At 70.0% G+C, this 12,879-nt stretch carries 10 protein-coding genes; all 10 read right to left on the reverse strand.

What is annotated here, in order from left to right:
- Positions 1–429 precede the first annotated feature (429 nt).
- Entirely contained in the window at positions 430–1,434 is a 1,005-nt protein-coding gene (locus tag MKK82_RS12200) for a C4-dicarboxylate ABC transporter (protein ID WP_238291420.1), read from the reverse strand.
- A 93-nt stretch (positions 1,435–1,527) separates the two neighbouring features.
- The gene (locus tag MKK82_RS12205) at positions 1,528–2,322 is read right to left on the reverse strand and encodes an SDR family NAD(P)-dependent oxidoreductase (protein ID WP_238291364.1); all 795 of its coding nucleotides are present in this window, start codon (positions 2,320–2,322) and stop codon (positions 1,528–1,530) included.
- Between the two features lie 13 nt (positions 2,323–2,335).
- Positions 2,336–4,558 (reverse strand): xanthine dehydrogenase family protein molybdopterin-binding subunit, encoded by a 2,223-nt coding sequence (locus tag MKK82_RS12210; protein ID WP_238291362.1) that lies wholly within the window; start codon positions 4,556–4,558, stop codon positions 2,336–2,338.
- 10 nt (positions 4,559–4,568) lie between these two features.
- Positions 4,569–5,015 (reverse strand): (2Fe-2S)-binding protein, encoded by a 447-nt coding sequence (locus tag MKK82_RS12215; RefSeq protein ID WP_238291361.1) that lies wholly within the window; start codon positions 5,013–5,015, stop codon positions 4,569–4,571.
- A 103-nt stretch (positions 5,016–5,118) separates the two neighbouring features.
- A complete protein-coding gene (locus tag MKK82_RS12220; RefSeq protein WP_243985853.1) occupies positions 5,119–6,075 on the reverse strand; it encodes a GlxA family transcriptional regulator in 957 nt (318 codons plus the stop codon).
- A 490-nt stretch (positions 6,076–6,565) separates the two neighbouring features.
- On the reverse strand, positions 6,566–8,719 hold the full coding sequence (locus MKK82_RS12225) for a M48 family metallopeptidase (protein ID WP_238291359.1): 2,154 nt from the start codon (positions 8,717–8,719) through the stop codon (positions 6,566–6,568).
- Between the two features lie 87 nt (positions 8,720–8,806).
- On the reverse strand, positions 8,807–9,955 hold the full coding sequence (locus tag MKK82_RS12230; protein ID WP_243985854.1) for a DUF3829 domain-containing protein: 1,149 nt from the start codon (positions 9,953–9,955) through the stop codon (positions 8,807–8,809).
- 211 nt (positions 9,956–10,166) lie between these two features.
- Positions 10,167–10,508, reverse strand: coding sequence for a hypothetical protein (locus MKK82_RS12235; protein WP_238291357.1), 342 nt, complete (start codon positions 10,506–10,508; stop codon positions 10,167–10,169).
- Positions 10,509–11,005: 497 nt separating this feature from the next.
- Entirely contained in the window at positions 11,006–11,821 is an 816-nt protein-coding gene (locus tag MKK82_RS12240; protein ID WP_238291356.1) for a transglutaminase-like domain-containing protein, read from the reverse strand.
- Between the two features lie 273 nt (positions 11,822–12,094).
- Positions 12,095–12,879, reverse strand: a 785-nt coding sequence (gene groEL, locus MKK82_RS12245; protein WP_243985855.1) for a chaperonin GroEL, incomplete at its 5' end; no start/stop codon positions are given.

Consider the following 12,879-nt stretch of genomic DNA (forward strand, 5'->3'; position numbering starts at 1 on the left):
GCGGACCGAAATTCGAGGCCCCTGTACAGGATGCAGCCCAGCTGCTCGGTCGCGTACCGCTGTTCGAGGAGCGTCTTCACGACACGCCGCGCACCGCCCAGAACCTCGCGGAGATCCGCGCGCAGGGCGTCGCCTCGTTCCGAATCTGACGCATGGGCCGTGCGTGCCAGCGGCGAGCGGTTCGGCTGAGCCGTTCGAACGCCGGACCCGTTCGCCGGCGCATACCGGCATCCCCGCATCGCGGCGCCTGCCGCCGGGATCCGCAAGCAAAGTGAACTCGGTGCATTATGGAAATGCAGCTCCCAAGCTTTTCGGCTCTGGCCGAGCCACGGTATCACTCAAGTTCGGAGGCCCGGACCGAGCGATTACCATCCGCTGCTCTGCAGCCTCTGCTGTGCCGCGGATGAGCCGCTGCGCTGCAACTGAACGTCACTGTACCAGCGTGCGCAGCTCCCCACGGGCGAGGCCGATCAGCGTCCGACCGAGCAGCCACGCGATGACCAGCGTCGCGAGGGTGAGCAGGCCGAGGGCGAGAAGATCGGTGGCAGGCCCCGGCTGTACCGTTGCGACGCGCAGCGCCGCGACCGCCACCGCGGCGAGGGGGAAGCTCACGCCCCACCACGACACGCGGAACGGGCAGGCGCGCCCGAATTGGGCGAGCTTCGGCAGCAGCACGGCGAGCAGGAACAGCGCGACCGCGAAGAGCGCCTCCGCAAACAGATCGACCGCGCCGGTGGTCGCGACATAGGCCGAGAACCCCACCGCGAAGGGCGCGACGAGGATCAGGAGCGACGGCTGCAGCGCGGCCGGCAGCGGCGGCTCGAACAGGAGACGGGACAGGATCAGCGTGAACAGGGGTACGGCGAAGAACAACCCCACGGCCAGGCCGAAAACCATCACGCCCTGCATCGGCGGCAGTCCGAGCATGGGAAGCGCGAGCGGGACGTCCAGGAGGCCGACCACCGGCACGATCCAGGCTGGCGTCGCATGCGCGACCTGCTGCCGGTCGCTGAGCCACCGGGTCACGATCAGCCAAGCGAACAGGGTCATGCCGACGGCACCGACGATCCACGACGCGCGTGCCACGGTGAGGCTCAGGGGTGCCAGCGGGATCGGCAGAAGGAGCAGGCTGATCAGCGGCGTGCCGAACAGGTTGCCGGCGATGGGGTGGCGGAACTCGGCGCGCACCGCCGGGGCGGCGATGAAGGCTTTGGCGGCATAGCCCGCCGCGATGGCGACGAAGGCGGCGCAGGCCGCGAGACCGATAGCCTCTGCGAGCCAGAGCGGGGTCCCGTACCGGACTTGCGCCAACCTCCAGGCGACGCTGAGGCCCGTCAGGCCCATCACCGCCGCGAACAGGCCGACGGGCAACGCCTCGACCTGCCGCCAGCCTCCCGGACGCTTGGGCTGCTCCGGGAGGCTATGGGCCGCCAGGGCAACCTCCGAAGAGGACGCGTCCTGCGCGTTCGCGACGACCTGCAGCACCGACGATCTCCCACTCACACAGGTACCGGAACGCCCGTTCTATCAGCCGAGACCGTACCGGGCAGCCGGCACTCGATGGGAGAGGTTCGGGCCCAAGCGGAACCGGGCTGCTTCGGAGGCCTGCCAATCGGCAATGTCCGGCAGCGAGGGGATGGTGACGACCTCGCCCGCGTCGAGCCCGGCGAGGGCCGCCGCCACGAGAGCGTCGGGCTCCATGATCATCTCCGCCGGGATCTGCCCGATATCCGCGCCCGTCCGATCGAAGAACGCGGTGCGGGTGACGCCGGGCAGCACCGCCTGGAGACGAACGCCCTTGCCGCCGACCTCTGCCGCGAGCCCCTGCGTCAGCGCGAGGACGAAGGCCTTGCTCGCCGCATAGGCGGCGTTGAAGCGCTCGGGGAGGAGGGCCACGGCCGAGGAGACGTTGACGATGGTCCCGCTTCCCCGCTCGGCGAAGGCTCTCGCCGCCGCGAAGGTCAGGGTCTGCAACGCCCGGACGTTGAGGTCGAGCATCCCGTCGTAGAGGTCCGCCGGACTGTCGAGGGACGGCCCCAGGGGCCCGAGCCCGGCGCAGTTCACGAGGAGTTGGAGACCCGCCTCCGTGGCGACATGGTCCCGGATTGCCGCGAGATCCGCCGGGCTGGTCAGGTCGGCGGGCAGGACCTCGACGCTCACGCCGGTCTCTCGCCCGATGCGGTCGGCCGCCGCCCGCAGCCGGACCGCGTCGCGGGCAACGAGGATGAGGTCGTGGCCCCGGGCGGCCAGTTGCTCGGCATAAGCCGCGCCGATCCCCGAGGAGGCGCCCGTCACGAGCGCCGTGCCTGTATTCTGTGTCATCGCGGATCCCTGGTCAGGCGGCGGAGAGCTTGGTGTTGGCGATCGGGAGCGCGCGGATCCGCTGGCCGGTGAGCGCCGCAACGGCGTTGAGGACGGCGGGCGGCACGCCCGGGAGGCCCGGCTCACCGGCCCCGCCCATCGGCGCGCCGCTCTCGACGATGCGCACGTGAACCTTCGGCATGTGCTCCCGGCGCAGGACCGGATAGGTGTCGTAGTTCTGGGATTGCCGCACGCCGTCGCGGTAGACGATCTGCTCGAACAGGACTGAGGAGAGGCCGAGCGCCGCCGCCGACTCCACCTGCGCCTTGACGATGGCGGGGTTCACGATGCTGCCGGGGTCGAAGGCGATCCAGAGGTTGTGGACGCGAGCCTCCCCGCCCTCCACCGAAACCTCCGCGATGGTCGCCGTCTCCGATCCGAAGGGCGAGGCCATGGCGAGGCCGCGGGCGCGCATCCCGCCCTCGATCCGGTAGGGCCCGCGCTGCCAGCCGCCGGACATCTCGGCCACCGTCGAAAGCAGGGTCCGGTGCCGGGCGCTGCCCTGGAGGAGTGCCATGCGGAGCGCAAACGGATCCTGGCTGCCGGCCTGGGCGATCTCGTCCAGGAAGCTCTCGTAGAACGCGTCGTTCATCGAATGCCCGACCGACCGCCAGAACGCGATGTTCACCGGGTGGGCCACCTTCGTGAAGGTCATGCGCCGGTTCGGTACGGCGTAGGGCTTCTCGACGATGCCCTCGACCGCGGAAGGGTCGACGGGCGTCTGCATCATCATGCTGAAGTAGCGTCCGATCGGGCCTTCACCGATCGTGCGCACCTCGATCGCGGTCGGTTGCCCCGCCGCGTCCAGCGCCGCGCGGAAGCGGCTGAAGCTCAAGGGCCGCACCGCGTCGCGGCTGAATTCCTCCTCCCGCGACCACAGCACCTTCACGGGCCGTCCGGTCGCCTTGGCGAGCAGGATCGCCTGCGGGAACGGGTTGCCGGCCTCGTAGGTGAAGTGGCGGCCGAAGAAGCCGCCGAGCATCGGAGAGTGGATGCGGACCTGGGCTGGCTGGAGCCCGGCGACCTTCGCCGATACGGCCTGGAACACCTCCGGCATCTGGTTCGGGAGCCAGACATCGAGGGTGCCGTCACCGTCGAAGCGCGCGATCGCCGAGGGCGGCTCGAGCTGCGCGTGGGCGAGGTAGGGCGCGTCGTAATCCGCCTCGACCACCTTGGCGGCCTTGGCGAAGGCACCGGCGACGTCGCCCTGCTCCTCGGCCACGTGGCCCGGATCGGCCGAAGCCTTGAGCGCGGCGAGCATTCCCTCGGACGAGAAATCGGCGGCGACCGTGTCGATGCCGCCGGGCTTGGGCGCTGACCAGTCGACCCTGAGAGCCTCGACGGCCTTTCGCGCCCGCCACCAGCTGTCGGCGGCGACGGCCACGGCACCCGGCAGGCGGTGCACCGAGTGCACGCCCGGCATGGCCCTGACCTCGTCCGCGTTGGCGAGGGTCTTCGGCTCCGTGCCGAGGCGCGGCGCGTGCTGCACGGCGGCGTAGAGCATGCCCTCGACCCGCTGGTCGATGGCGTAGATCGCGCGGCCCGTGGATTTGTCCCGCACGTCAAGGCGGGGAACCGGCTGGCGGATGTAGCGGAAGGTCGCCGGGTCGCGCAGCGGAACGGACGGGTTCGGCTTCAGCTTCAGCGCGTCCCCCGCGAGGTCACCGTAGGGGATGGCGCGGCTCGTAGCCGCGTGCAGGACGAGTCCGTCGCGGGTGGTGAGTTCGCCGACCTGCACCTTGAGCTTGGCCGCCGCCGCGCGGATCATCAGGTCGCGGGCGGTCGCGCCGAGGCGGCGCATCGTCTCGTAGCTCGACCGGGTCGAGAAGCTGCCGCCGGTCATGCGGATGCCGTTCACGACGGCGTAGTCCGGGCCGGGCGGCGCGCATTCGACGACGAAGCGGGACGGCGGTACGTCGAGCTCCTCCCCGACAATCTGCGCCATGCCGGTGGCGATGCCCTGGCCGCCCTCCACGAAGGGGCTGCGCAGCCTGATGGTGCCGTCCGGGTGGATCTCCAGGAAGGCGGACACCCGCGTCCCCGGCTTTGGCGCGAGGGCACCCGCCCCCTCCGCAGGGCCCTGGGCCTCGGCGCGGGCCGAGCGCGCCGGCAGGAGGGCGCTGAGAACGAGGGCGCCGCCGGCACCCGCGAGGAAGCGGCGACGGGATGGGGCAGAAGAGGGGAGGCGCGGATGCATAGCGGGCTCCTCAGGCGGCGGCCTGCCGCACGGCGGCGGCGATGGCGTTGTAGGTCCCGCACCGGCACAGGTTCGTCATCGCGTCGGCGATGTCGCCGTCGGTCGGGCGCGGCGTCTGCTTCAGCAGGGCGGCGGCGGCCATGACCTGACCGGATTGGCAATAGCCGCATTGCGGCACCTGAAGCGCGACCCAGGCCTCGACGACCTTTCGGCCGATCGCGTCCTGCTCGATCGCCTCGATGGTGGTGACGGCCTGGGTGCCGACGCTCTCAAGCGGCACTTGGCAGGAGCGCGTCGCCTGCCCGTCGAGATGGACGGTGCAGGCGCCGCACTGGGCGATCCCGCAGCCGTACTTCGTGCCGGTCAGCCCGAGCGTATCGCGCAGGACGAAGAGCAGCGGCGTCTCGGGCTCCGCGTCGACTGCATATTGGAGACCGTTGATCGTCAGGCTCACCATGGCAACGACTTCCCAGCAATACGCAGCCCCCGCGGCCATGCTTACGCAGCGGTCTTGGCACCCACCACGTCATAATTGCCTCGTTTTCGGACGTGCCGACGCGTCAGACGACGGCGAGCGGTCCCGCGGCCCGGCGGATCGCCCGCGGGACTTCTCCCTGGACGCGCAGGAAAGCCCGACGCATGCGCTCGCGGTGCGCGAAACCGGTGGCACCGGCGATCTCCTCGATGGGCAGGCGGCTCTGTTCCAGCATGTGCTTGGCAGCCTCGACGCGCATCACCTCGATCGCCTTGGCGGGCGAGACGCCGGTTTCGGCTCGGAAGGCCCGCGTGAACTGGCGAGGACTGAGGCAGGCGACCGCGGCGAGATCCTCCGTGGTCAGCGGACGCCGCAGGTTCTGCCGCGCATAGGCGAGGACGCTCTGGATCCGGTCGCTCGGCGCGTCGAAGTCGAGCATCGCCGAATGCTGAGCCTGCCCCCCGGCTCGGCGGCGCTCCATGACGAGGCCCCGCGCCACGGTACGGGCCACGTGCCGGCCATGGTCGGCCTCGACCATTCCGACGGCGAGATCGATTCCCGCCGACATGCCAGCGGACGTCCAGATGTTGCCGTCCGCGACGTAGATCTTGCCGATATCGAGGGCGCAGTCGGGATAGCGCGCGCGGAACTGGGGCGCATAGCGCCAGTGGGTTGTGGCGCGCCTCCCGTCCAGCAGGCCGGCATCGGCTACGGCGAAGGCGCCGAGGCACAGGCCCGCCAAGCGGCGTGCGGAGCGGGCCGCTTGGCGTAGGTAGGCGAGGAAGTCCGGGCTCGATTCAGGGAGGCTGATCCCCGCGGCGACGATGATCGTGTCGAAGGCGGACGGTTCGCTCAGGCGCTGGGTCTCGACAGCAGGGCCGCACCCCGATCGAACGAGGCCGCCGGCCTCTGACAGGAACCGGATGTCGTAGGCCGTGTCGGCGACATATCGGTTTGCGACGGCGAAGGGCGAGGTCACGGCCAAGCCCATGAAATCGAAGTCCGGGCAGAGCAGGAAGCCGATGCAGCGGACGCCAGCCATCGTGGAAACCTTCCCCTACCCCTCCGAGCCTGAGCTATAACTCTGGCCCTCCGCGAACTGGGACAAGCAGGTCGGCCGAAAACGAGGCATATTCGTCCGGGGCCGACGCTGATCCGCAGACCGCCGGGCGACGTCGTCCCTACCCATAAGGCCGTCGTGAGAGGCAGGGTTGGGTTGGAGGAAGGGCCGCCCGGTCGTTCGGCGGCCGTTCTCCGAGGCTGTCAGACCGCTTTCGGGCAGCCTCACATCGCTGGAGCATCGATTCCAGGGTCGTCTCATCTCGGCGGCCTGGCTTGGCGAGCAGACAGATGAGCGGACATTCCGCGTGTGATCCGGCCACCGGGGGCGGCAGTCTTGAAGCACCGGTCGAACGCTCGGTCACAACCGTGTCTTCCGACTCAGCAGCTCGCGTCGTCTTGTTCTCGGCACGACGAGCCACGGCGCGGCGTCGAACCGGCCCTCGGGGAGTCGTGTGCCTGTGGTCGACTGATCAGATCCCCGTACTTGTCGCGGACAGGTGTACGCGGGCGCGGGAGGCCGCGAGGTAACGCCCGATCAGCGCGGCGAAGGCGTCGGGCTTGAGGCCGCGCGCCCCGAGCGACTGCACGCTGACCTGCCTTCGCCGTCGGCTCACCCGGGCCTGCGACACCAGGCGCTTGGCCCTCGGCAGCGTGGCCTCCGGCGCGAGGGCCAGCGTCAAGGTGAGCCGTTTGCCGTGCGTGACCTGGAAGTCCGCCACGTCCTGCCAAACGACCGCACCGTCGAGGAGCGGCGAGCGCAGCGCGTCCGGCGTCAGCACCAGCAGCGGTATCCGGCCGCGTCGATGCACACGTGCAGCGTAGATCCCTGCCCACGCGACACCCGCCGCGGCAACGCCCACGAGGATCTGCTGGGCCAAGGCATCCTGCGCGATGCCGAGTGCGCGGGGGTACAGCAGCAGCGCAGCGCCGGCCCCGGCGAAAAGGAGGGCGAGGACCCCCATCGTCCAGACCATCGGAGAGCCGTTCTCATGCACCAGCGTCTCCTCGACCGGCACGGCCGCCGCGGCCTCTTCCAGGTACGTTCGCTCGGCAGCACGGTGCTCCCGGGCCCCGGTGAGAAAGTCCGCGCTGAGCCCGCGGCACAGGCCGGCCCAGTCCGCGACCAGGGCGGCCGGCCAGGCGCGGTCGGCCTCGGTCAAAGGACGGGCGGCACGGGCGAACAGCTCCGCGTCGAGCGGCACGCCGAGCGCCGCGATCCGCTGCCGGTCCGGAGGGTGGGTGTCGGTGGGGTGTGCCTGCCGGTCGTCGAGGTGCGACCCGGGGTCGGGGAAGCCGGTTGCCGGGATCGCGTCGAGTACGCCCGCCACGAGATCGTCGGGGGCCGCGTCGGGCTCGTCGAAGGCAGATCCGAGCGTCTCCCCCACCACGGGCCCGAGAACGCCGACCCGCAGCAGGGCGGAGGCTGCGGGCGGTGCTCCAGAGACGAGGGCGCCACGCCGGTCGGCCTCGAACTCCCGCGCCCGGCTCCAGCGCGCCACCGCCGCGTCGAAGGTCCCGAGGCTGCGATGGCCGACATACGCGGCGGGACGGGTGAGCAGATCCCCGGGGCCGGCGTTGCCCAGTGCGGCCAGCGCGCGATGCAGGCCGGCGTAGATCGGAGTGAAGCGCCGGCTGTAGGCCGTGTCTTCGCCCGCGAAGTGCGCGAGTTCGTGCCCGATCACTGCAGAAAGCTCTCGCCCGTCGAGCACGCCGAGATACGGGACCGGCAGGTACAGCGTGCGCCCCGTCAGCGTCTGACCGTTCGAGCCCAGGCGCACGGCGCCTTCGGTGACGAAGAACCCCCCGGTCAAGCCGACCACCACTGCGTCGGGGGCGAGGGCATCCCCGCGCCCGGCGAGCTCGCGCACGAGGCGCCACAGTCCCGGTGCCTCGGCCTCGTCGAGGGCGCGGCCGCGGACATCGATCGGCTCGGGGGTGAACAGCGCGAAGACCCCGCGCAGGCCGCGCACCGCCGCCACCGCGGCCCAGGCCGCAAGGGCGGCGATGACGAGGGCGGCGAGCAGCAGCTTGGCCTCGCCGGCCGAGAACCGCTGGGTGAACCACAGCCCGGTGGCCTCGAACAGCGCGGCCGCCAGCACCGCGAGGCTCAGGCCCACGATCTGAAGGCCGAGCAGCACCGGCAGCGCACGGCGCACGAGGCCGAAGCTCGCGAGCAGGGCGTCGCGCGAGCGCCGGGCCCACAGGCCCGCGGCGGCGGCGCCGCCGAGCGCGACGAGACCGGCCAGCAGTGCCAGCAGCGCGCCGCCCAGCGTCGCGGACGGCATCCACGCGCGAGCCCGGGCCAGCGGCAGATCGCGCGTGACCGCGGCCAGCGCCTCCTGAGCCCTGTCGACGGCCAGCGCCGCACCGTAGGCCGTGCGCGCGCCCTCGAAGCGGACCGAGGCGTAGGGGTCCGTCGCCGCCAGCAGGCGGAGCTGGACGACGGAGACCGGCAGCTCGACCTGGCGGCGCGTGACGTTCTCGGCGGTCGCCTGCCCGCGCTCGACCTCCCAGGCCCCGAGTCCCCCGAGCAAGGCCGGAACGCCGACGACCCAGGCGATGAGCCAGACGACGGGGGGAAGCCGCCGTTTGTTGCGACGGTCGTCATGAAGCGGCACGATCATCTGCCCCTCGGCGTTCCACACTCGATGGATGCCGGCCAGCGCTGTCCGGGCCGGCGTTCTTCGGGCCAGCACTCTCCCGGCGGTCCGTCAGCTCGGCCGCGCGCGACTCTCGTACCGCTGGCAGGATTCCAGATCGCGCACCGAGCGGTTGTAGGTGTCGTTGAACAGCCGCGCCGGCTGGCTCGGGTCGCCCTTCGCCTTGATGTCCCGCGCGACGTCGCGGCCGTGGCCGATCACGCTCGCCACGGTGTCCGCGTAGCCGGTGCAGGATGTGCTGGCTTTGGGGTTCATGCCGTCGAAGGTCGCCCCAAGTTGGCGGTTGGCCGTCGAGACGTCGCCCAGGGCGGCGAGGAACGGGGCTGTGTCGGCCTTCGGCCCAAGCGCCTCGAAACGCTGCACCGCCCGACGGAGCGCGAGGCTGGTCGCCAGCAGCCGGCGTGCCGGGGCGTCCTCCGGCAGCCTCGCCATCCGGCGCTCGTCCCGGGCGAGTTCGCGCTCGAACAGGGCGGTGCCGAAGGCGTCCATCGCCTTGGCGGCGGCTTCGACCCTGGGTACGAGGATCGTGTGCTGCTCCCGGGCGAACTTGTACCCGTCCTCCTTGAACTCCCGCATGGTCTGGTAGCGGGTCAGCGCCTTCAGCGTCGGGTTGAGCTCGCGCAAGGCTGCAAGCAGCCGCGTGGCCTGCGGGTCGATCTCGGGAATGGTCCCGGGCAGAGCGGCCGCCTTCTCCAACTCGTCGATCACCCCATCGAAGTCGACGATGCCGAAGTGGTACCACGCGTTGGCACCCAGCTTCGTGCCGAGCTTGAGCACGCGTTCGTTGTCGCGTCGGTACTCGGCGAGTTGCCGTTCCAGCGGGTGGGAACGCACGAGGTGGTTCTGCACCTCGGTGTAGGCGTTCGCCTTCGCCACTTCCTGCGCTTCGCGGCTCGGCGGGGGTGGCGCGACCCGGGCATCCGCGCGCGCAGGTGCCTGCATGGCAGGGGCCTGCATGGCAGGGGCCTGCGTGACAGGGGCCGGAGGCACGGCCTGCAGCAGCGCCTGGGAGGCTGGCGGCGGGGCGGGGAAGTCGCACCTGAAGGCGTCGACCATGCTCTTGCGCACGGCCTCGTGGGCCTGGGCGCATTGCTGGGCGACGGTCGGTCGGGCGGACGCAGTGCGGCTGACGGCATCGCGGAAGCTCTCCCGCAGCGTGCCGATACCCTGACGAATGTTCGGACGAACGGCCTCCGGCACGCCTGGGCTTGCTGCACACTGCGCGTATGCGTCTAGGAAGGCGTCACAGCTCTCGACACCTACAGGCGTCACCGGTGTCACGGCCCCGGCGGGCGCAGCCAGCACAGTGGCGAGACCGGCCACGCCGAACCGGCGACGTCTTCCCGAACGCTGACAGCTGCCACGCGGCATGCTCATCTCCTCGACTGTAGGGCTATCTTGGAATTCGAAGTCAGAGATTGCGCAGGGCGAGCAGCGGGACGAGCGCGGCGAGCGCAACTGGCACCGACCAGTATTGTACCGGCACCCAGAACAGCGCGTGACGACGGCGGAGAAGAACGCGCTGGTTCGTGGCCGGGTCGATGAGTTCGCGCGGCGGACGACCGTTCAGACGCCGGCCGACGATCCAATTGGCGGCTGCGGCGGCGAAGAGCCCGAGGCTGACGGCGAGAAAAGTGAGTTCGGGGTGACCAAGGGCCCGAAGCGCCGAGCCGCCCAGCGCCCCGACCGCAACCGCCGTGCCGATCACGACAGGGATGACCACGATCCCCCAACCCGACCAGATGAACAGCATCACCACCGCCTCAGTTTGATCCGTAGCCCACAGCCGAGGTGATGACGGAACCTGCATCGGCTGGACGCGATCCGGTCGCGCGTCCTGCGGGGCGCCCGGTTTCTCTTGGGCGCCAGAATGAGGCGTCGCTGTGTTCACGGCCGCGTGAACTATCTAGAAGAGCCGGTGCCTGTAGGTGCGGACCTTCGGAACTGGGCAGTGCTGTACCTGTGGGACGGGCGCGGGCACGACCGCCACGGCGGCATGGTCCATCAACGCCGGCCTCGCACCCATCGTCGCCCGGCTGCGGGCGAGCAGCGCGGCCCGATCTGAGCGACGGCTTGTCTTGCGCACTCAGACGCGAACTTAGGAACGCACGAGGCCGCGCGACAGGTCAGGGGGTGGAGCGGCGCCGTGCAGCGTCTTACCGCACCCGTGCCCCTGCACGACCCGACGCCGGAACGCGATGCCATGGGAGCGGGGTCGGGCCTGCGGCCGGCCTCGATGAAGGAATGAGCCTAGGCCGGACTCGGTGCTTCCTCCGTCGTGACACGAAATTCGGCGAGATGGTTGGGACCGAACGTGAGTGTCAGGGGTACGTCAGCGGCATCGCGACCATAGGCGATGAGGATCCGGCCGATACGTGAGCTGTTGTTCCGGGGATCGAAGGTGTGCCAACGACCTCCAAGGTATACTTCCATCCAGGCGGCAAAATCGCCCGGGGCATGCGGCAGGGGCAGGCCGATGTCGCTGACATAACCGTTGCAGTACCGTGTCGGGATGTTGAGGCAGCGGCAGAACGCGATCGCCAAGTGAGCATAGTCACGGCAGACGCCCCGCTGCTCTTCGAACACGTCGAAAGCTGTTCGGGTCGCGCGCGCGTGCTCATATCCGAAGACGATCCGATCGTGCACGTAGTCGCAAATCGCCTGCACCCGGCTCCAGCCGGGCGAGAGATGCCCGAACAAGTCCCATGCGATGGACGACAGACGATCGGTCTCGCAGTACCGGCTGCCGAGGAGAAACAGGACGCTGTCCGAAGGCAGTTTCTCCACTGCGATTTCCGGAGCGTCCGGCTCCCGCGTGTCGCCGCTGCCGTGGTCCCGCACGATCGTGTCGGTCTTGAGGGTGAAGCGCCCTGCCGGAGCAACCATGCGATTGCACCAATTCCCGAAGCTGTCGCGATAGCCGTCCAGCGGAACCGCCGGACTCGTGATCAGGTAATCAGGCCGTTCGAGATCGGAGAAGCGCGATGCATGGACGTTGAGCGTCGCAATGACGGGGGTGGGCTGCGGAAACTCGTAGGTCATCTCACAGCCGACGAGAATGCGCATGGGCTCCGTCCTGAAGAGCGAGACCGAGCTCGGCGTTGACCGATTGCACGCTGCGAGCCCTGGCCCGCAGGGCGTTACGGACCGGCCGTCTCGACCTCTCGTAGTATCTGGATTGATGTTTGTGCCGAGAGCGGTCGAAGGCGCAAGCGGGTGCTGCGTGAGCCATCGATATTGTGCGCAGGCACTGCCTGCGCGGAGCGTGGCCCCCCGCGGCGCTCGCCCACGCGCCGACATCCGGCCCGTGGGAAAGCACCGCTAGGGAGCCATGACAGGTTAGAAGTCCATGCCGCCCATACCGCCCATGCCGCCGCCGGCTGGCATGGCAGGAGCGTCCTTGCGCGGAGCCTCGGAGATCATCGCCTCGGTGGTCACGAGAAGACCGGCGACCGAAGCCGCCCCCTGGAGCGCAGCGCGGACGACCTTGGCCGGGTCGACGATGCCGGCCTGGAGCATGTCGACGTACTCTTCGGTCTGGGCGTTGAAGCCGTAGGTCGAAGAGGCGTTGGCCAGGATCTTGCCGGCCACGATCGAGCCTTCGACGCCCGAGTTCGAGGCGATCTGACGGATCGGGGCCTCGAGGGCCTTCAGCACGATCTTGATGCCGGCCTGGACGTCCGGGTTGTCGTTCGAGAGGCCCTGAACGGCCGCCTTGGCGCGCAACAGCGCGGTGCCGCCGCCGGGGACGATGCCTTCCTCGACCGCCGCGCGGGTGGCGTGAAGGGCGTCGTCGACGCGGTCCTTCTTCTCCTTGACCTCGACCTCGGTCGAACCGCCGACACGGATCACCGCGACGCCGCCCGCGAGCTTGGCCAGACGCTCCTGCAGCTTCTCACGATCGTAGTCCGAGGTGGTCTCCTCGACCTGCGCCTTGATCTGCGCGATGCGGCCCTCGATGTCGGACTTCTCGCCGGACCCGTCGATGATCGTGGTGTTCTCCTTGTCGATGCGGACGCGCTTGGCACGGCCGAGCATCGGGAGCGTCACGTTCTCGAGCTTGATGCCGAGATCCTCGGCGATCATCTGGCCCTTGGTCAGGATCGCGATGTCCTCGAGCATCG

Origin of the sequence: Methylobacterium sp. E-046, from assembly GCF_022829625.1 — a bacterium.
Taxonomy (GTDB): domain Bacteria; phylum Pseudomonadota; class Alphaproteobacteria; order Rhizobiales; family Beijerinckiaceae; genus Methylobacterium; species Methylobacterium longum.